The 20,464-nt window shown below is 60.4% G+C and carries 18 protein-coding genes; 1 reads left to right on the top strand and 17 read right to left on the bottom strand.

The window, feature by feature from the left end:
• Nucleotides 1-64: 64 nt before the first annotated feature.
• The 17 genes from M5G17_RS12820 to rpsB form a co-directional block, all read right to left on the bottom strand.
• Nucleotides 65-1,012: an acetyl-CoA carboxylase carboxyltransferase subunit alpha gene (locus M5G17_RS12820; protein WP_273893282.1), complete on the bottom strand. Its 948-nt coding sequence runs from the start codon at nucleotides 1,010-1,012 to the stop codon at nucleotides 65-67.
• 98 nt (nucleotides 1,013-1,110) lie between these two features.
• On the bottom strand, nucleotides 1,111-4,632 hold the full coding sequence (gene dnaE, locus M5G17_RS12815; protein WP_273893281.1) for a DNA polymerase III subunit alpha: 3,522 nt from the start codon (nucleotides 4,630-4,632) through the stop codon (nucleotides 1,111-1,113).
• Between the two features lie 108 nt (nucleotides 4,633-4,740).
• Nucleotides 4,741-5,370, bottom strand: coding sequence for a ribonuclease HII (rnhB, locus tag M5G17_RS12810; RefSeq protein ID WP_273893280.1), 630 nt, complete (start codon nucleotides 5,368-5,370; stop codon nucleotides 4,741-4,743).
• Nucleotides 5,371-6,498, bottom strand: coding sequence for a lipid-A-disaccharide synthase (gene lpxB, locus M5G17_RS12805; protein WP_273893279.1), 1,128 nt, complete (start codon nucleotides 6,496-6,498; stop codon nucleotides 5,371-5,373).
• Nucleotide 6,499: 1 nt separating this feature from the next.
• Complete coding sequence (gene lpxA / locus M5G17_RS12800) at nucleotides 6,500-7,276, bottom strand: acyl-ACP--UDP-N-acetylglucosamine O-acyltransferase (protein WP_273893278.1); 777 nt, start codon at nucleotides 7,274-7,276, stop codon at nucleotides 6,500-6,502.
• Nucleotides 7,273-7,713 carry a 3-hydroxyacyl-ACP dehydratase FabZ gene (fabZ, locus tag M5G17_RS12795; RefSeq protein ID WP_130263462.1) on the bottom strand — a complete coding sequence of 147 codons (441 nt, stop codon included), beginning with the start codon at nucleotides 7,711-7,713 and terminating at the stop codon, nucleotides 7,273-7,275. Before fabZ ends, lpxA begins: the two co-directional genes overlap by 4 nt.
• 110 nt (nucleotides 7,714-7,823) lie before the next feature.
• Nucleotides 7,824-8,879: a UDP-3-O-(3-hydroxymyristoyl)glucosamine N-acyltransferase gene (lpxD, locus tag M5G17_RS12790; protein WP_420793366.1), complete on the bottom strand. Its 1,056-nt coding sequence runs from the start codon at nucleotides 8,877-8,879 to the stop codon at nucleotides 7,824-7,826.
• 2 nt (nucleotides 8,880-8,881) lie between these two features.
• On the bottom strand, nucleotides 8,882-9,385 hold the full coding sequence (locus M5G17_RS12785) for an OmpH/Skp family outer membrane protein (RefSeq protein ID WP_038996736.1): 504 nt from the start codon (nucleotides 9,383-9,385) through the stop codon (nucleotides 8,882-8,884).
• Between the two features lie 44 nt (nucleotides 9,386-9,429).
• Nucleotides 9,430-11,790 carry an outer membrane protein assembly factor BamA gene (gene bamA, locus M5G17_RS12780; protein WP_273893276.1) on the bottom strand — a complete coding sequence of 787 codons (2,361 nt, stop codon included), beginning with the start codon at nucleotides 11,788-11,790 and terminating at the stop codon, nucleotides 9,430-9,432.
• 74 nt (nucleotides 11,791-11,864) lie between these two features.
• The gene (gene rseP, locus M5G17_RS12775; protein WP_273893275.1) at nucleotides 11,865-13,217 is read right to left on the bottom strand and encodes a sigma E protease regulator RseP; all 1,353 of its coding nucleotides are present in this window, start codon (nucleotides 13,215-13,217) and stop codon (nucleotides 11,865-11,867) included.
• 57 nt (nucleotides 13,218-13,274) lie between these two features.
• Nucleotides 13,275-14,465: a 1-deoxy-D-xylulose-5-phosphate reductoisomerase gene (gene ispC / locus M5G17_RS12770; protein ID WP_273893274.1), complete on the bottom strand. Its 1,191-nt coding sequence runs from the start codon at nucleotides 14,463-14,465 to the stop codon at nucleotides 13,275-13,277.
• A complete protein-coding gene (locus M5G17_RS12765; protein ID WP_273893272.1) occupies nucleotides 14,462-15,277 on the bottom strand; it encodes a phosphatidate cytidylyltransferase in 816 nt (271 codons plus the stop codon). Before M5G17_RS12765 ends, ispC begins: the two co-directional genes overlap by 4 nt.
• On the bottom strand, nucleotides 15,277-16,032 hold the full coding sequence (gene uppS, locus M5G17_RS12760; RefSeq protein ID WP_273893271.1) for a polyprenyl diphosphate synthase: 756 nt from the start codon (nucleotides 16,030-16,032) through the stop codon (nucleotides 15,277-15,279). Before uppS ends, M5G17_RS12765 begins: the two co-directional genes overlap by 1 nt.
• Nucleotides 16,033-16,050: 18 nt before the next feature.
• Nucleotides 16,051-16,608: a ribosome recycling factor gene (frr, locus tag M5G17_RS12755; RefSeq protein ID WP_273893270.1), complete on the bottom strand. Its 558-nt coding sequence runs from the start codon at nucleotides 16,606-16,608 to the stop codon at nucleotides 16,051-16,053.
• On the bottom strand, nucleotides 16,605-17,348 hold the full coding sequence (pyrH, locus tag M5G17_RS12750) for a UMP kinase (protein ID WP_016392310.1): 744 nt from the start codon (nucleotides 17,346-17,348) through the stop codon (nucleotides 16,605-16,607). Before pyrH ends, frr begins: the two co-directional genes overlap by 4 nt.
• Before the next feature lie 180 nt (nucleotides 17,349-17,528).
• Nucleotides 17,529-18,392: a translation elongation factor Ts gene (tsf, locus tag M5G17_RS12745; RefSeq protein WP_273893269.1), complete on the bottom strand. Its 864-nt coding sequence runs from the start codon at nucleotides 18,390-18,392 to the stop codon at nucleotides 17,529-17,531.
• Nucleotides 18,393-18,581: 189 nt separating this feature from the next.
• Nucleotides 18,582-19,316: a 30S ribosomal protein S2 gene (gene rpsB, locus M5G17_RS12740; protein ID WP_273893268.1), complete on the bottom strand. Its 735-nt coding sequence runs from the start codon at nucleotides 19,314-19,316 to the stop codon at nucleotides 18,582-18,584.
• 346 nt (nucleotides 19,317-19,662) lie between these two features.
• On the opposite strand from rpsB, the gene map reads away from it, so the two are divergent.
• Nucleotides 19,663-20,445, top strand: a complete 783-nt coding sequence (gene map / locus M5G17_RS12735; protein ID WP_273893267.1) for a type I methionyl aminopeptidase — start codon at nucleotides 19,663-19,665, stop codon at nucleotides 20,443-20,445.
• Nucleotides 20,446-20,464 lie beyond the last annotated feature (19 nt).

Below are 20,464 nucleotides of genomic sequence, written 5' to 3'. Positions count from 1 at the left end.
AAAACCATAGAATCTCCCACAGTTTGCCTAGCACTCTGTGGGAGCGGGCTTGACCCGCGATTGATCAGAGCCCGTAGCTCATCAGACGGTCGTAACGGCGCTTGAGCAGCGCGTCGTTGTCGAACTTCTTGAGCATGTCGAGTTGCTCGATCAGCTCGCCGCGAACGTTGCCGGCCATCTTCGCCGGATCACGGTGCGCGCCGCCCAGAGGCTCGGCAATGACCTTGTCGACAATGCCCAGGCCTTTCAGGCGCTCGGCGGTGATACCCATGGCCTCGGCAGCATCCGAGGCCTTTTCGGCGGTCTTCCACAGGATCGAGGCGCAACCTTCCGGCGAGATCACCGAGTAGGTCGAATACTGCAGCATGTTCAGCTGATCGCAGACACCAATGGCCAGGGCACCGCCCGATCCACCTTCACCGATAACGGTGGCGATGATCGGGGTTTTCAGGCGCGCCATGACGCGCAGGTTCCAGGCAATCGCTTCGCTCTGGTTGCGCTCTTCGGCGTCGATGCCTGGGTAGGCGCCCGGAGTGTCGATGAAGGTCAGGATCGGCATCTTGAAGCGCTCGGCCATTTCCATCAGGCGGCAAGCCTTGCGGTAGCCTTCAGGGCGCGGCATGCCGAAGTTGCGGCGAACCTTTTCGCGCACTTCGCGGCCTTTCTGGTGACCGATGACCATCACCGGCTTGTCGTCCAGACGCGCGATACCACCAACGATAGCGGCGTCATCGGAGAAATGACGGTCGCCGTGCAGTTCGTCGAACTCGGTGAAGATGTGCTCGATGTAGTCCAGGGTGTACGGGCGACGCGGGTGGCGCGCCAGGCGGGCGATCTGCCAGCTGGTCAGGTTGCCGAAAATGCTCTCGGTCAGGGTGCTGCTCTTGTCTTGCAGACGGGCAATCTCATCGCCGATGTTCAGCGAGTTGTCATTGCCAACCAGGCGCAGCTCTTCGATCTTGGCTTGCAGGTCAGCAATCGGCTGTTCGAAATCCAGAAAATTCGGGTTCATAGGCATCCGTCTTGGGTCTACGGCCAGGCGGCCGGCCGGTTGATCCGTTTGGCGCCCTACCTTAAGGGATCAGGCGCATTCAGGTCGAGATTAAAAATTCATCGATATTGCAAAAAGACGTTCTCACGTCCGAACTGGTCACGCAGGGCCTGAATCAGGCCGTCGGCAGGGTCGATACGCCAGCTTTCGCCGAACTGCAGCATGGCCTTGGCATCGCTGCCGGTGTACTCCATGGTGATCGGGCAGGCACCGCGGTGGCGCTTGAACAGCTCGCCCAACCAGTTCAGCCGGTCGCCCTTGAGGGCGTCGCTGTGTACTTTCAGGCGCAGGCTCTCAGCCAGGTTGGTGCGCGCATCTTCCATGCTCATCACCCGCTTGACCCGCAGGCGCAAGCCGCCAGAGAAGTCATCGTTGCTGACCTCGCCTTCAACCACCACCATAGCATCGGTCTGCAGCAAGGCCTGGTTGGCCATGAAGGCATCGGCGAACAGCGACGCCTCGATACGCCCGGAACGGTCGTCGAGGGTGACGAAGCCCATCTTGTCGCCCTTCTTGTTCTTCATCACGCGCAGGGCAATGATCATCCCGGCAACGGTCTGAGTATCGCGCGCAGGCTTGAGATCGATGATGCGCTGGCGGGCAAAACGGCGGATCTCGCCTTCGTACTCATCAATCGGGTGACCGGTCAGGTACAGCCCCAGGGTGTCCTTTTCACCACGCAGGCGCTCTTTGAGCGTCAGCTCGCGGGCCTTGCGGTGATTGCCATAGACATCGGCGTCTTCTTCGACGAACAGCCCGCCAAACAGGTCGGCGTGGCCGCTGTCAGCGGTGCGTGCGATCTGTTCGGCAGCCTTGATCGCTTCTTCCATCGCCGCCAGCAGCACCGCGCGATTGCGGTCGATGTTGGCCTGATAAGCCTTGAGCTCGTCGTGGAAGTACGGGCCCAGACGGTCCAGCGCGCCACTGCGGATCAGTGCGTCGAGGGTGCGTTTGTTGATGCGTTTTAGGTCGACCCGCTCGCAAAAGTCGAACAGGTCCTTGAACGGACCGCCTGCCCGGGCTTCGACGATGGCCTCGACCGGCCCCTCGCCCACGCCCTTGATCGCACCCAGGCCATAGACGATACGGCCATCGTTATTGACGGTGAACTTGAAGTCGGAGGTGTTCACATCCGGCGCATCGAGGCGCAGCTTCATGCTGCGCACTTCCTCGATCAAGGTCACGACCTTGTCGGTGTTGTGCATATCCGCCGACAGTACCGCAGCCATGAACGGTGCCGGGTGGTGCGTCTTGAGCCAGGCGGTCTGGTAGGACACCAGGCCGTAAGCGGCGGAGTGAGATTTGTTGAACCCGTAACCGGCGAACTTCTCTACCAGGTCAAAAATGTTACCGGCAAGGTCCGGATCGATATTGTTGCTGGCACAACCTTCGATGAAGCCACCGCGCTGCTTGGCCATTTCCTCGGGCTTTTTCTTACCCATGGCCCGGCGCAGCATGTCCGCACCACCGAGGGTGTAACCGGCCATGACCTGCGCGATCTGCATCACCTGTTCCTGGTACAGGATGATGCCGTAGGTCGGCGCCAGAACCGGTTTGAGGCCTTCGTACTGGTAGTCCGAATGCGGGTAGGCAAGTTCGGCACGACCGTGCTTGCGGTTGATGAAGTCATCCACCATGCCCGATTGCAGCGGGCCGGGACGGAACAACGCCACCAGTGCGATCAGGTCTTCCAGGCAGTCAGGCTTGAGCTTCTTGATCAGCTCCTTCATGCCCCGCGATTCAAGCTGGAACACCGCCGTAGTTTCGGCTTTTTGCAGCAGTTCGTAGGTTTTCTTGTCATCCAGCGGGATGAAATCGATGTTCAGGTCTTCCAGGCCGTGCTTGGCCTGCTCGCGGTTGATGGTTTCCATCGCCCACTTGATGATGGTCAGGGTCCGCAGGCCGAGGAAGTCGAACTTCACCAGGCCCGCGGCCTCGACGTCATCCTTGTCGAACTGGGTGACCAGGCCGCCGCCCTCTTCATCACAGGCGATCGGCGAGAAGTCGGTGAGCTTGGTCGGGGCGATAACCACACCACCGGCATGTTTACCGGTACCGCGACAGACACCCTCAAGCTTCAGGGCCATGTCCCAGATTTCCTTGGCGTCCTCGTCGGTCTTGAGGAAATCGCGCAGGATCTCTTCCTGCTCGTAGGCTTTGTCCAGGGTCATGCCGACTTCGAAGGGGATCATCTTCGACAGGCGGTCGGCCAGACCGTAGGACTTGCCCTGCACCCGCGCCACATCACGCACCACCGCCTTGGCCGCCATGGTGCCGAAGGTGATGATCTGGCTCACCGCGTTGCGCCCGTAGGCGTCGGCCACATACTCGATGACCCGGTCGCGACCGTCCATGCAGAAGTCGACGTCGAAGTCGGGCATCGATACCCGTTCCGGGTTGAGGAAGCGTTCGAACAGCAGGTCATAGGCCAGCGGGTCGAGGTCGGTAATCTTCAGGACGTAGGCCACCAGCGAACCGGCACCCGAACCCCGGCCCGGGCCGACCGGCACGCCGTTGTTCTTGGCCCACTTGATGAAGTCCATAACGATCAGGAAGTAACCGGGGAAGCCCATCTGGATGATGATATCCAGCTCGAACTTCAACCGGTCGAGGTAGACCTGACGCTTCTCTTCATAATTCGGCGTGGTTTCTTTTGGCCACAGTACCGCCAGGCGCTCTTCCAGGCCTTCGTGGGAGACGTGGCGCAGGTAATCATCGATGCCCATGCCGTTGGGCGTCGGGAAGTCCGGCAGGAAGTGCTTGCCCAATTGCACCTGGATGTTGCAACGCTTGGCGATTTCGACCGTGTTGGCAATCGCCTCGGGCAGGTCATTGAACAGCTCGGCCATTTCTTCCGGGCTTTTCAGGTACTGCTGGTCGCTGTAGTTGCGCGAACGACGCGGGTCATCCAGGGCCCGGCCCTCGCCGATGCAGACGCGGGTTTCGTGGGCGTCGTAGTCGGTCTGTTTGATGAAGCGCACATCGTTGGTCGCCACTAGCGGCGCGTCGAGCTTGTCGGCCAGGGCCACGGCAGCGTGCAGGTACTCCTCGTCACCGGCGCGGTTGGTACGCTGTACCTCGACGTAGAAACGTTGCGGGAACATCTGCAGCCAATCGCACAGCAAAGCTTCAGCTTCATCCGGGTTGCCATTGAGCAACGCCATGCCGATGTCGCCTTCCTTGGCCGCAGACAAGGCAATCAGGCCCTCGCTGGCCTCGGCGATCCACGGGCGTTCGATAATCACCAGGCCATTGCGCTGGCCATCGACCCAGCCACGAGAAATCAGCTCGGTCAGGTTGCGGTAGCCCTGGGCATCCATGGCCAGCAGGCAGATACGCGACAGCGGCGCATCCGGATCGCTGTTGGCCAGCCACAGGTCGGCGCCGCAGATCGGCTTGATGCCGGCGCCCATGGCGTTCTTGTAGAACTTGACCAGCGAGCACATGTTGCTCTGGTCGGTAACCGCGACCGCCGGCATGTTCATCGCCGCCAAGGCCTTGGCCAGCGGCTTGATCCGCACCAGGCCATCGACCAGCGAGAATTCGGTGTGCAGGCGAAGATGAACGAAAGAGGCCGACATGATGATCCTATAGCAGCACAAAACAACAAGGCCCGGATTGTACCGGGCCTTGATCAAAACAACAGCCAGTGTGGGGCAGTCCTGACGCGTGACGCCCGCCTCGCCCGGTCAGACCTCGGCGAACCCGCCACTGAGCGCATCGCGGGCCTCGAAGGCGGCGCGCACCGGTGCAAAGGAGCGCCGATGAATCGGCGTCGGCCCCAGGCGTGCCAGGGCTTCGAGGTGCACCGGCGTCGGGTAGCCCTTGTGCCCGCCAATGCCGTAGCCGGGGTAAATCAACTCGAAGGCGGCCATTTCCCGGTCACGGGTGACCTTGGCCAAAATCGATGCCGCAGCAATCGCCGGTACCTGGCTATCACCCTTGACCACCGGCGCCGCTGGCACCGACAACTGCGGGCAGCGATTACCGTCGATCAGCGCCAATTTTGGCGTCACGCTCAGGCCTTCAACCGCACGCTGCATGGCCAGCATGGTGGCGTGAAGAATGTTCAACTGGTCGATTTCCTCGACCTCGGCACGGGCAATACAGTAGCTCAGGGCTTTTTCACAAATTTCGTCAAAAAGCTTTTCACGCTTGGCTTCAGTGAGCTTTTTCGAATCGTTGAGCCCCAGAATCGGCCGTTGCGGGTCGAGAATCACGGCGGCGGTAACCACGGCGCCACACAGCGGGCCACGGCCCACTTCATCGACACCGGCGACCAGGTCCTCGACCAGGTTGAAGTCCAATCCCATTTGCATCTATCGGCTTTCCAGCAGGGTCAGCACCGCGTCAGCTGCCTGATTCGAGGCATCGCGGCGTAAAGTACGGTGGATCTGGTCAAAACCTTCGGTCTGCTGCACACCGCCCTGCACCAGTGGCGCCAGGGTCTGGGCCAGGGCCTCGGCAGTGGCTGCTTCCTGCAGCAATTCGGGCACCAGCATGCGCTGGGCCAGCAGGTTGGGCAGGGAGACGTACGGGCTTTTAACCAGGCGTTTCAAAATCCAGTAGGTCAGCGGCGCCAAACGGTAGGCCACCACCATCGGCCGCTTGAACAGCAAGGCTTCAAGGGTCGCGGTACCAGAGGCAATCAGCACCGCATCGCAAGCGGCCAGGGCCTGGTGCGAACGACCATCGAGCAGAGTCACCGGCAAGTCGCGGCCCTGAAGCATCTGCTCAAGCTGGGCACGGCGTTCGGCATTGGCGCAAGGGGAAACGAAATGCACCCCAGGTACCAGTTCACGAAGACGCTGGGCAGTATCGAGGAACAACGCCCCCAGGCGACCAACCTCACCGCCACGGCTGCCGGGCATCAGGGCAACCAACGGCCCCTCGACCAGACCCAGCTGTTCACGGGCAGCGTTACGGTCAGCGTCCAGCGGAATGCTGTCGGCCAGCGGATGGCCGACAAAGCGCACCGGCACGCCCTTCTCTTCATAGAACCTGGCTTCGAACGGAAACAGGGTGAGCATCAGGTCGCAGCCTTCGCGAATCTTCAGCACACGCTTTTGCCGCCAAGCCCACACCGACGGGCTGACGTAATGCACGGTCTTGATCCCGGCTTTACGCAGGTTCAGTTCGATATTGAGAGTGAAGTCCGGCGCATCAATGCCGATGAACACGTCCGGGCGCTCGGCGATCAGGGTCTGGATCAGTTCCTTGCGGCGCTTGAGCAGTTCGCGCAGGCGCCCTAGCACCTCCACCAGACCCATCACCGCCAGGCGTTCCATCGGGAAGTACGAGGTCAGGCCTTCTGCCTGCATCAACGGCCCACCCACACCGATGAAGCGTACCTGCGGATGGCGCGCCTTGAGCGCGCGCATCAACCCGGCGCCGAGAATATCGCCGCTGGCCTCTCCCGCCACCAGCGCTACACAAAGCTCGGCCATGTCAGCGGGTGATGCCGCGGGTGGAGTTCTGGATCGACTTGAGGAACACGTCGACTTCAGGGAACTGGCTAGCCGGCTCTACCAGCTCGGCAATTGCCTGCTCGACGGTCAGGCCCTGGCGGTAGACCACCTTGTAGGCCCGGCGCAGGGCATGAATGGCGTCTTCGCTGAAACCACGCCGACGCATGCCCTCGAAGTTCATGCTGCGCGCCTCGGCCGGGTTGCCGAATACGGTGACGTAGGCCGGTACATCCTTGCCGATCGCCGTGCCCATGCCGGAAAAACTGTGGGCGCCGATATGACAGAACTGATGCACCAGGGTGAACCCGGAGAGGATCGCCCAGTCGTCCACGTGCACATGGCCCGCCAATGCGGTGTTGTTGACCAGGATGCAATGGTTGCCAATGACGCTGTCATGGCCGATGTGGGCGTAGGCCATGATCAGGTTGTGATCGCCCAGGGTGGTTTCCGCGCGGTCCTGCACGGTGCCACGATGGATGGTCACGCCTTCGCGGATCACGTTGTGATCGCCAATCACCAGGCGCGTGGCTTCACCCTTGTATTTGAGGTCAGGGGTGTCTTCGCCCACCGAGGAAAACTGGTAGATGCGATTGTGCCGACCGATGCGGGTCGGCCCCTTGAGAATCACGTGCGGACCAATGACGGTCCCCTCGTCGATCTCTACCCCGGCACCGATGATCGACCAAGGGCCTACCTCGACACCGTCGGCAAGCTTTGCCGAGGGGTCGATGATTGCCCGAGGGTCAATCAAACTCATAGTTTACGTTCCGCGCAGATGATCTCGGCCGAGCATACCGGCTTGCCGTCGACCGACGCCTGGCACGCGAACTTCCAGATCTGGCGCTTGCAACTGATGAACTTGGCCTCGAGGATCAACTGGTCACCTGGCAGCACGGGCTGGCGGAAGCGCAGTTTGTCGGAACCGACGAAGTAGTACAGGGTACCGTCCGCAGGTTTCACGTCGAGCATCTTGAAGCCAAGGATACCGGCCGCCTGGGCCATGGCTTCGATGATCAGCACGCCCGGCATGATCGGGTGCGCCGGGAAGTGACCATTGAAGAAAGGTTCGTTGATGCTGACATTCTTGTAGGCACGAATGCGCTGAGCCTCGACGTCCAGTTCCACAACCCGGTCCACCAACAGGAACGGGTAACGGTGAGGCAGGTATTCGCGAATCTCGTTGATGTCCATCATTTCGGGGGGAAGCCTGTAGTAAAGATAGGGAGCGCCGGTTTTCACACGGCGCTCCTTTAGCAAATCAAAGAGACAGTCTAGGGCTGCTCACGCTTGATCAGGAAATGGTATCAGCCTTCTGATGAAGCATTATCGCCGGAGGTCACGGCGGCGATACGCTTTTCCAGCTGTTGAAGGCGTTTTGACATCTCATCCAACTGGCGAATTCGTGCGGCACTCTTGCGCCACTCAGCCAGCGGTTGCATCGCCGTACCGGAAGAATAAGCGCCCGGCTCGGTAATCGAGCGGGTGACCATGGTCATGCCAGATACGAAAACGTTGTCGCAGACATCAATGTGACCAACCATGCCGACACCGCCGGCGATGGTGCAATGCTTGCCGATCTTGGTACTGCCGGAAATACCGACGCACGCCGCCATCGCTGTATGATCGCCGATCTGCACGTTATGGGCGATCTGAATCTGATTGTCGAGTTTGACCCCGTCACCGATGCGGGTGTCGGCCAGGGCACCGCGGTCAACTGCAGTGTTGACCCCGATCTCGACATCGTCACCGATGCTCACGCCACCGATCTGGGCGATCTTCTGCCAAACGCCCTTCTCGTTGGCAAAGCCGAAGCCTTCACCCCCGATCACCGCGCCGGACTGGATGACCACGCGCTTGCCGATGCGCACATCGTGGTACAGGGTTACTCGCGGGGCCAACCAACCGCCCTCACCGATCACGCAACGGGCGCCGACGAAGCACTGAGCACCGATGGTTACGCCCGGGCCAATCTGCGCACCGCTCTCGATCACCGCGCAAGCACCGATGCTGGCGCTGACATCCACCTGGGCATCGCTGGCTACCACGGCGCTGGGATGGACTCCCGCTACAGCCTTGGGCTTCGGATCGAACAGGTGGGAGATGCGCGCATAGGCAAGGTACGGGTCGGGAACGATCAGCGCATTGCCGGCAAAACCTTCGGCGTCATCTGCCTTGAGCAGAATCGCTGCCGCGTGGCTTTCGCCCAGGTACTTGCGGTACTGCGGGTTGGCGAGGAAGCTCAACTGCCCCGGCCCGGCTTCCTGAAGGGTCGCCAGGCCAGTGATTTCCAGCTCCTCGGGGCCACTCAGGGTGGCGCCGAGGAACTCGGCCAGCTGGCCGAGTTTCATGGTCACGGTCATGATCAACGGGACTGATTCATACGCTCGATGACCTGGCGGGTGATGTCGTACTGAGGTTTGACATCAATGACCGCGCCACGCTCGAGAACCAGGTCGAAACCGCCTTTCTTGATCACTTCTTCAACCGCGCCGTCGAGTTTTGGCTTCAGTTGCTTGAGCATCTCGCGGTCAGCTACGGCCTTGGACTCGTTCAGTTCCTTGGACTGGAACTGGAAGTCACGGGCTTTCTGCTTGTATTCCAGCTCCAGGCGCTCGCGCTCAGGCTGAGCCATCTTGTCACCACCGGCACGAATGCGGTCGGCGATGCCCTTGGCGCTGCTTTCCAGGTTTTTCAGCTTGGTCAGTTGCGGACCAAACTTCTTCTCGGCATCGACGGCGTACTTCTTCGCCGCATCCGACTCGAGCAGGGCCATTTGATAGTTCAGCACCGCTACCTTCATTTCGGCGAAAGCCGGGGTTGCGATCAGGGTCGCAGCCAGTACTGCCAGTTGAGTCAACTTACGCACGATGCACTCCTACAGAATCCGTTGTCGTTAGCAAGGGGCAGACCTTAGAAGGTCTGACCCAGAGAGAATTGGAACACCTGGGTATCGGCTTCGTCTGGCTTCTTGATCGGCATTGCCAGGCTGAAGCTCAGCGGACCGAGTGCGGTAATCCAGGTTACGCCCAGGCCGACGGAACTGGCCAAGCCCGACAGGCCGACCTTCTCGCAGTCCGGCTTGGAACCGCAGTTGGTGTCGAAAACGTTACCCACATCCCAGAAGACCGAGGTGCGCAGCGAGCGCTGATCCTTGACGAACGGCAGCGGGAACAGCAGTTCCATACCGCCCTGAACGAGGACGTTACCACCGAACGGCAGCGGATCCTGATCCGGGTCGGCGATAGTGCCTTGGTTACCGGTCACAGCTGCACCACGGCTCGGGGTGCTGCGTGGACCCAGGCTGCTGTCCTTGAAACCACGTACCGAGTTGAAACCACCGGCGTAGTAGTTCTCGTAGAACGGTAGGCCGGAAGTACCGCCAAACCCGTCACCATAGCCCAGCTCGGTGTGCAGGCGCAGGGTGTAATCGTTGGTAATCGGCTTGAACAGCTGGCCACGGTAATCCAGCTTGAAGAACGACAGGTCGCTACCCGGGGTGGTGGCTTCCAGCACCAGGCTTTGCGAGTGACCACGAGTAGCCAGTACACCCTTGTTCAGGGTCGACTCGGACCAGCCGGCCGACGCCTTGAAGTTCAGGTACTTGTCGCCTTCATCGTTGACAAACTTGAAGATCTCATCAACGGTGTACTTGCCGGTCTTGATCTCGTCCTGCTGTACGGTCAGGCCAAAGGTCAAGCGCGAGGTTTCGCTGATCGGGTAGCCGACGCTGACACCGGCACCCAGACTGTCGACCGCATAGCTGGCCACGTCGACGTCGAGGTCATCGTAGTCGGTGGTGCGATAGAAGGCGTTGTAGCCCAGGCTGACGCCGTCGGCAGTCCAGTAGGGATCTACGTAGCCGAAGTTGTAGCGGCTCTGGTACTCACTACGGGTCAGGCCGAGGGACACCTTGTTACCGGTACCCAGGAAGTTGTTCTGGCTGATCGAACCACCGAGGATCAGGCCCGCACTCTGGGCGAAACCGACGCTCGCGGTGATCGAACCGGAGGCTTGCTCTTCGACGCTGTAGTTGACGTCGACCTGGTCGTCGGTACCCGGTACGGCCGGGGTTTCGACGTTGACTTCCTTGAAGAAGCCCAGGCGCTCCAGACGGGTCTTGGACTGGTCGATCAGGTAGGTCGAAGCCCAGCCGCCTTCCATCTGGCGCATTTCGCGGCGCAGCACTTCGTCTTCGGACTTGGTGTTGCCGCGGAAGTTGATGCGGTTGACATAGGCACGCTTGCCTGGGTCGACCACGAAGGTGATATCGACAGTGTGATCGTCATCGTGCGGCTGTGGCACGCCGTTGACGTTGGCGAAGGTGTAGCCTTCGTTACCCAGACGGCGGGTGATCAGCTCGGACGTGGTGGTCATCACCTTGCGCGAGAACACCTGGCCCGGCTGCACCAGCAGCAGCGACTTGACCTGGTCCTCAGGCACCTTGAGGTCACCGGAGAGTTTGACGTCACGAACGGTGTACTTCTCTCCTTCGTTGACGTTGACGGTGATGTAGACGTGCTTCTTGTCCGGGGTGATCGACACCTGGGTGGAAGCGATGTCCATGTTGATGTAGCCGCGGTCCAGGTAGTAGGAACGCAGACGTTCCAGGTCGCCGGAAAGTTTTTCGCGGGCGTACTTGTCATCGTTCTTGAAGAACGACAGCCAGTTGGTGGTCTTGAGCTCGAACAGGCCGATCAGGTCTTCATCAGGGAAGACGGTGTTGCCGACCACGTTGATATGCTGGATCGCGGCAACGGTGCCTTCGTTGATCTTGATCTTCAGGCCCACACGGTTGCGCGGCTGCGGCACCACTTCGGTGTCAACCTCGGCCGAGTAGCGGCCTTGGGCGACATACTGGCGTTGCAGCTCGTTACGTACACCTTCAAGGGTGGCACGCTGGAAGATTTCACCTTCGGACAGACCGGACTGCTTCAGGCCTTTCATCAGGTCTTCGGTGCTGATGGCCTTGTTGCCTTCGATCTCGATGCTCGACACCGAAGGACGCTCGACCACGGTAATGATCAGGACGTTGCCGTCCCGGCTCAGTTGGATGTCCTGGAAGAAACCGGTCTTGAACAGGGACCGGGTGGATTCCACCAAGCGCCGGTCATCGGCCTCATCGCCGACGTTCAATGGCAAGGCACCAAAAACGCTGCCCGCGGAAACCCGCTGCAGACCATTGACACGAATATCGGAGATGGTGAAGGACTCGGCGTGAACTTCAGCGATCATCAGTACGGCGAGAACCGCAGTTAGCAGCAGACGTTTCATGAAGTCCTTTCTTATTCCAACTGGCAATAAACGACCCGTCGCGGGACGCGACAGGTTCGCAATTGAGCGAAGCGTTACAGTCGACCCAAATCGTTGATCAGGGCAAGCAACATCACCCCGACTACCAAACTGATACCGATCTGGACCCCCCAACCTTGCACCCGATCCGAGAGCGGACGACCACGCACCCACTCAATCAGGTAGAACAGCAAATGCCCCCCATCCAGTACAGGAATGGGCAGCAAGTTAAGAACCCCCAGGCTAATGCTCAGGTAGGCGAGGAAATTCAGGAAATCTCCAACGCCGGACTGGGCCGAAGCGCCCGCCACTTTAGCAATGGTTATCGGTCCGCTCAAGTTTTTTACCGAGAGCTCGCCGAACAGCATTTTCTTCAGCGATTCGAGGGTCAGAACACTCATGCTCCAGGTCCGGGAAACCCCCTCCCCTACGGCCTCCAGCGGCCCGTAGCTGACCTCGCGAAGCATGGCATCCGGCCACTTCACCGCCTTGACCCCCGCCCCCAGGTAACCTTTGGCCGAATCACCTTCACCGCGACTGGCCAGAATGACCGGCAGTTGCAGTGGCGCACCGTCACGCTCGATACCCAAGACGATCTTGCTGCCCGCACGACCGCGCACGGTATCAACCACCTGCTGCCAGTCATTCAACGCCTGGCCATCCAGGGTCAGCAGGCGGTCGCCGGTCTTAAGCCCTGCCGCCTGGGCCGGACCTTTTGGATCAAGTTCGGCCAGCACCGGCGGCAACGCCGGGCGCCAAAGGCGCAAGCCCAGCGAACGGATCGGATCCGGCTCGTCGGCACCCTTGAGCCAGTTGTTCAGGGTCAGCACATGAGGGCTGTCGACCGTCGCACCCTCTTCACGCACACTGATGTGCAACTGGCCGCTCTCGCCCAGGCGGCGGATGAGCTGCAGATTGACCGCAGCCCAGCCACTGGTTGGCTTGCCATCAATCGAAACAATTTCCTGACCGGCTTTGAGCCCGGCCACTTCGGCGATACTGCCGGCCTCAACCCCACCGATGACCGGGCGCTCCTGCTGGGTACCGACCATGGCCAGGATCCAGAAGAAGAAAATGGCCAGAAGAAAGTTGGCCACCGGCCCCGCAGCAACGATCGCAATACGCTGACGCACACTCTTGCGGTTGAAGGATTGATCGGCCTGATCGCGAGGCACTTCACCTTCACGCTCGTCGAGCATCTTCACATAACCGCCCAACGGAATGGCCGCGACCACGAACTCGGTGCCGTAGCGGTCATGCCAGCGCAGCAACGCCGGGCCAAAACCTACGGAAAAACGCAAAACCTTGACGCCGCAACGCCGGGCCACCCAGAAGTGGCCGAATTCGTGAAAGGTGACCAGCACACCCAATGCCACCAGGGTGCCGATAATCATGTAGAGCGCACTCATGTCTTTCTCCGAATGACGTTCAGCGGCACCGGGCCCGACGCACTAAAGCGCCAGACCTCAGCGGCCGTGATGAGCCAACCATTGTCCGGCCAGTTGGCGCGCGCGCTGATCGGCGACAAACACCGCATCGAGCGACTCGACTGCAACCACCGGCTCCTGATCGAGCACTTGTTCGATGATACTCGCGATCTCTGGGAAGCGGATGCGCCGCTGGAGAAAAGCCTCCACCGCCACTTCATTGGCCGCATTGAGCATGGCCGGCGCGCTGTTACCCGCCTCGGCGGCCTCACGGGCCAAACGCAGGCAAGGGAAACGCTGCTCATCCGGCGCCTTGAAGTCCAGGCGCGCAACCGCGAACAGGTCCAGTGGCGCCACACCCGAATCGATACGTTCCGGCCAGGCCAGGGCACTGGCGATCGGCGTGCGCATATCCGGATTGCCCAACTGGGCCAGCACCGAACCGTCGACATAATCGACCAGCGAGTGAATCACGCTTTGTGGGTGCACCACTACCTCGACCTGACCAGGCTGGGCGTCGAACAGCCAGCAGGCCTCGATCAGCTCCAGCCCCTTGTTCATCATGCTGGCCGAGTCGACCGAGATCTTGCGCCCCATGGACCAGTTCGGGTGGGCGCAAGCCTGCTCCGGACTGACATCCATGAGCTCGGCCATCGGTGTTTCGCGAAACGGCCCACCCGAGGCGGTCAACAGAATGCGGCGCACGCCAACCTGGTCCAGGCCACGGGAATAATCACCCGGCAGGCACTGGAAGATCGCGTTGTGCTCGCTGTCGATCGGCAGCAGCACCGCGCCACTGCGCCGAACTGCCTGCATGAACAAGGCGCCAGACATCACCAGCGCTTCCTTGTTGGCGAGTAACACCTTCTTGCCTGCCTCGACCGCCGCCAGGGTTGGGCGCAGGCCCGCAGCACCGACGATCGCGGCCATGACCGCATCGACCTCGGCAGCAGCGGCCACCTGGCACAAGCCCTCTTCGCCGACCAGCACCTCAGTGCGCAAACCTGCACCGCGCAGGCCCTCACGCAACTGCTGCGCAGCATCGGCGGTGGGCACCACGGCAAACGCCGGGACGTGGCGCACACACAGGGCCAACAGCTCTTGCAGGCGCGAGTAGCCGCTCAGGGCGAACACCTGGTAGCGCTGTGGATGACGGGCAATCACATCGAGGGTACTCAGGCCGATCGAGCCGGTTGCACCCAGTACGGTAATACGCTGCACGCCGCTCACATCACGCCCCAATTGGCTGCCCAGAGCAGTACCGCAAATACCGGGATCGCCGCTGTGAGGCTGTCGATGCGATCCAGTACGCCACCGTGGCCAGGCAGCAAGTTACTGCTGTCCTTGATCCCCGAGCGACGCTTGAACATGCTTTCGGTCAGGTCGCCGACCACAGAGACCAGCACCACGACGGCGGCGCCGAACAGGCCGAGCATCAACTCGCCAACGCTCCAGTCGCGGTACAGGCCCACTGCCGCAGTGATCACCAGGCTCAGGGCCAGGCCGCCATAGACGCCCTCCCAGCTCTTGCCCGGGCTGACCTGCGGGGCCAGCTTGCGCTTGCCGAAGGCGCGGCCGGAGAAGTACGCACCGATGTCCGCCCCCCAAACCAGCACCATCACCGCCATGATCAGCCAGTTGCCCAGCGGCCATTGTTTGAGAAGCACCAGGCCTTGCCAGGCCGGCAGCAGGATCAGCAGGCCGATCAGCAGGCGACAGGCAGCACTGGCCCACAGCTCGCTGCTGCGCGGATAGGTCAGCACCAACCAGGTTGCCAGCCCCCACCACAGTACCGAAGCCCCCAGCACCCAGGGCGCCAGCTCTTGCATCAGGTAGAGCAGCATCAGCAACCCGGCGACTACCGCCGCGTAGGCGACCCGCAGGGTTTGCGCGACCAGGCCGGCCAGGCGCGCCCACTCCCAGGCACCCAGGGTAACCACCACACCGATGAACAGGGCGAAATCAACACCGCTCAACAGGAAGAAACCACCCAGGGCGATCGGCAACAGGATCAGCGCAGTAATAATGCGTTGTTTAAGCATTAAGCACGGGCTCCAGCTTCAACCTGCTCGCTGGTTTTCCCGAAGCGGCGCTGGCGCGAAGCGAAATCGGCCAGCGCGTTGCGCATGGCCTCGTGTTTGAAGTCCGGCCAGAACAGGTCGGAAAAGTACAACTCGGCGTAGGCCAGTTGCCACAACAGGAAGTTGCTGATGCGACGCTCGCCACCGGTACGAATGCACAGATCGGGCAGCGGCAGGTCACCCGTGGCCAGGCAGGTCTGCAGCAGCTCGGGGGTGATGTCCTCCGGGCGCAGGTGACCGGCCTGGACTTCACGCGCGAGGCGTTGGGCGGCCTGGGCGATATCCCACTGACCGCCATAGTTGGCGGCGATCTGCAGGATAAAACGGTTAGCGCCTGCGGTCAGCGCTTCGGCCTCGCGCATGGCGGCCTGCAGCTCAGGGTGGAAGCGTGAGCGATCACCGATGATACGCAGGCTGATGTTGTTGTCGTTGAGTCGCTTGGCTTCCCGGCGCAAGGCCGAGAAGAACAGCTCCATCAACGCCCCGACCTCTTCGGCCGGGCGCTGCCAGTTTTCACTGGAGAAGGCGAACAGGGTCAGCACCTCGACCTTGGCCTCGGCGCACACCTCGATGACCGCGCGCACCGCATCCACACCGGCCTTGTGCCCGGCTACACCGGGCAACAGACGCTTCTTCGCCCAGCGATTATTCCCATCCATGATGATCGCGACATGGCGCGGCACCGTCGGGGACACACCTTGCTTGGTCTTTTCCATTAAAAAAAGTCCCGGCCCTTAAACGGCCATCAGGTCCTTTTCTTTCTGCTTGACGGCAACTTCGATCTCGGCCACGAACTTGTCGGTCAGCTTCTGGATGTCGTCAGCGGCGCGACGCTCGTCGTCTTCGCTGATTTCCTTCTCCTTGACCAGATCCTTGAGCTGGCTCAGCGCATCACGACGGATGTTGCGCACGGCAATACGACCGTCTTCAGCAGCGTCACGCGCCTGCTTGGTGAAGCCCTTGCGGGTCTCCTCAGTCAGGGCCGGCATGGAAATCAGCAGCAATTCGCCCAGGTTGGTCGGATTGAGGTTCAGGCCCGCACTGCCGATTGCCTTGTCGACAGCGCCCAGCATGTTGCGCTCGAATGCCACGACCTGCAGGGTACGCGCATCTTTCACGGTGATACTGGCCACTTGCTTGATCGGCGTATCGGCACCGTAGTAAGGCACCATGACGCCTTCCAGAATGCTAGGGTGCGCCTGGCCGGTACGAATGCGGCTAAAGGCGTGCGCCAGGGATTCCAGCGACTTCTGCATGCGCTCTTGCGCGTCCTTCTTGATTTCGTTGATCATTTTTGAACTTCCTCGATCAGAGTTCCTTCAGCGCCGCCATGCACGATGTTCAGCAGGGCGCCGGGCTTGTTCATGTTGAAGACGCGCAGAGGCATCTTGTGGTCGCGGCACAGGCAGATTGCCGTCAGGTCCATCACGCCCAGCTTGCGATCCAGTACTTCATCGTAGGTCAGATGATCGAACTTCTCGGCATGCGGGTCTTTGAATGGATCTGCAGTGTATACACCATCGACCTTGGTTGCCTTCAATACCACATCAGCATCGATTTCGATGGCACGCAGGCAGGCTGCGGAGTCGGTAGTGAAGAACGGGTTGCCGGTACCGGCAGCAAAGATCACAACTTCTTTGGCGTTCAGGTGACGCATGGCTTTGCGACGATCATAGTGATCGGTAACGCCTACCATGGAAATTGCCGACATGACGATCGCGGTGATGTTCGCCCGCTCCAGCGCATCGCGCATGGCCAGGGCGTTCATGACGGTCGCCAGCATGCCCATGTGGTCGCCAGTGACGCGGTCCATGCCGGCTGCACTGAGCGCCGCGCCACGGAACAGGTTGCCACCACCGATCACCAAGCCTACCTGAACACCAATGCCGACCAGTTGGCCGACTTCCAGCGCCATGCGATCCAGGACCTTGGGGTCGATCCCGAACTCTTCCGAGCCCATCAGGGCCTCGCCGCTAAGCTTGAGTAGAATGCGTTTATAGCGAGCTTGATAACCACTGCCCTGCTGAGCCATTGCGAATCTCTCCTGCGGCGTTTGTATAAAAATCTGGGCGGGCTGTTTTCAGCCTGCTAACTGTAGCGTGGCGCAGCGACTGCGCCAGCGCCAAGCGGTCTCGTAAACCGCTCGCGCTTTGACAAAGAGGCTGCGCGCGTAAGCGGGCAGCCTCTTGGGGGCGACAGAGGTGAGTCTGTCTTACTGCTTGGCAGCAGCCAGCTGTGCGGCAACTTCTTCAGCGAAGTTGTCGACTGGCTTCTCGATGCCCTCGCCTACTTTGAAGTAGGTGAAGGAAACGATTTCAGCACCGGCTTTCTTGGCCAGCTCGCCGACCTTGACTTCCGGGTTCATGACGAAGGCTTGCTCGACCAGCGAAGCTTCGGCCAGGAACTTCTTGATACGACCGTCGATCATGTTGGCGACGATGTTCTCAGGCTTGCCTTTCATCTTCTCTTCGTTCAGCTGCATGAATACAGCCTTCTCGCGCTCGATTGCTTCAGCGGAGACTTCCGATGGATTCAGGAACTCTGGGTTGCTGGCAGCCACGTGCATGGCAATTTCTTTGGCCAGCTGGACGTCGCCGCCCTTCAGGACAACAGCAACACCGATCTTGTTGCCGTGCAGGTAGGTGCCGACAACGTCACCTTCAACGCGCACCAGGCGACGGATGTTGACGTTCTCACCAACCTTGGCAACCAGGGCTTCACGAGCCGCTTCACGGGAAGCGATCAGCGGAGCGGCATCGCTCAGCTTCTCGGCGAAAGCCTGTTCAACGCTTTCAGCGACGAAGTTTTTGAAGTCATCTTGCAGCGCCAGGAAGTCGGTCTGCGAGTTGACTTCCAGCAGAACGGCGGACTTGTCGTCGGCCTTGATGGCAATGGCGCCTTCAGCGGCAACGTTGCCAGCCTTTTTGGCGGCCTTGATGGCGCCCGAAGCACGCATGTCGTCGATCGCTTTTTCGATGTCGCCGTCAGCCTTTTCCAGGGCTTTCTTGCAATCCATCATGCCTTCGCCGGTACGCTCGCGCAGTTCTTTGACCAGCGCTGCAGTAATTGCTGCCATTTCAAATTCCTCTTGGATAGGTTTTCAACCATTCCACCCGATACTTGACGGGCGTTCAATTCTGTAAATCCACTCATCAGCACTCATGCGGTAACAAGATTGCAACGGCGATGCTGACAAGAGGATTTCAAGGTGGCAAAAAGGGGGCAAAGCCCCCTTTTCGCGTGCCGAGTAGACGCCAGGCGTCAATTACTCAGCAGCTGGTGCTGCTTCTTCGGCGTACACTTCGGTACCGCCAGCAACGTTGTTGCGACCACGGATAACGGCGTCGGCCATCGAACCCATGTACAGCTGGATAGCGCGGATGGCGTCATCGTTACCTGGGATGATGTAGTCAACACCTTCCGGGCTGGAGTTGGTATCGACAACGCCGATGACCGGAATACCCAGCTTGTTGGCTTCGGTGATTGCAATGCGCTCGTGGTCAACGTCGATCACGAACAGGGCATCAGGCAGGCCGCCCATGTCCTTGATACCACCCAGGCTGCGATCCAGTTTTTCCAGATCACGGGAGCGCATCAGCGCTTCTTTCTTGGTCAGCTTGGTGAAAGTGCCGTCTTCGGCCTGGGTTTCCAGGTCGCGCAGGCGCTTGATCGAAGCGCGGATGGTTTTGTAGTTGGTCAGCATGCCGCCCAACCAGCGGTGATCGACGTAAGGCGATCCGCAACGTGCTGCTTCTTCAGCAACGATCTTGCCAGCCGAACGCTTGGTGCCGACGAACAGAATCTTGTTTTTGCCCTGGGCCAGACGCTCTACGAAGGTCAGTGCCTCGTTGAACATTGGCAGGGTTTTTTCAAGGTTGATGATGTGAATCTTGTTGCGCGCGCCGAAAATGTATTTACCCATTTTCGGGTTCCAGTAACGGGTTTGGTGACCGAAGTGCACACCGGCCTTCAGCATATCGCGCATGTTGACTTGGGACATGATAGTTCCTTGATAAGTCGGGTTGGGCCTCCACGTATCCCAATGACCAACCCGCGATCCGTAGATCGAAGGCACCCAGGCCATCGTGTCGACACGTGTGTGGGTTTAGTGCTTGCAGAGGCTATCCCCGGCAAAGCGGCGAATTTTATACCACACACGCCCGCCAAACGAAACCCGAATTACCATCGAACCGCACAGGCTTTTGCACATGCCGCCCATTGGCGCCAGAATGGCCCCTATATAAAGGCTGTATCAGCGCCATGGCCGCCTGAACCGCGCCCGGCTCTGTTAGAATCCGGCCTTTCCCCAGATTATTAGCGCCTCGCTGCGCCGTAGAGAGCCTGCAATGACCGTTACCATCAAAACCGCCGAAGACATCGAAAAGATGCGCATCGCCGGCCGCCTGGCCGCCGAAGTCCTGGAGATGATCGAAGAGCACGTCAAGCCCGGTGTCACCACCGAAGAACTCGACCGCCTGTGCCACGACTATATCGTCAACACCCAGAAGGCCATCCCGGCGCCGCTCAACTACAAGGGCTTCCCCAAGTCGATCTGTACCTCGGTCAACCATGTGGTCTGCCACGGCATCCCGGGCGACAAGCCGCTCAAGGATGGCGACACCCTGAACATCGACGTCACGGTGATCAAGGACGGCTACCACGGTGACACCAGCCGCATGTTCCACGTCGGCAATGTGCCAGTCTGGGCCGAGCGCCTGTCCCAGATCACCCAGGAATGCATGTACAAGGCCATCGAACTGGTCAAGCCGGGCTGCCGCCTGGGCGATATCGGTGAAGTGATCCAGAAGCACGCCGAAAAGAACGGCTTCTCGGTGGTGCGCGAATTCTGCGGCCACGGCATTGGCAAGGTGTTCCACGAAGAGCCGCAGATCCTCCACTACGGCCGCGCTGGCACTGGCATAGAGCTAAAAGAAGGCATGACCTTCACCATCGAGCCGATGATCAACCAGGGCCGCGCCGACACCAAGGTACTGGGCGACGGCTGGACCGCCATCACCAAGGACCGCAAGCTCTCGGCCCAGTGGGAACACACTCTGGTGGTGACCGCGACCGGTTACGAGATCTTCACCCTACGCAAAGACGACACCATTCCTCGCACATCGGCCTGACCTACAGGAAACCCCCTCG

The organism is Pseudomonas rubra, from assembly GCF_028656935.1.
Classification (GTDB): Bacteria; Pseudomonadota; Gammaproteobacteria; order Pseudomonadales; family Pseudomonadaceae; genus Aquipseudomonas; species Aquipseudomonas rubra.
Note: the sequence above shows the minus strand (reverse complement) of the source record. Positions and strands in the feature narration are given on the sequence as shown.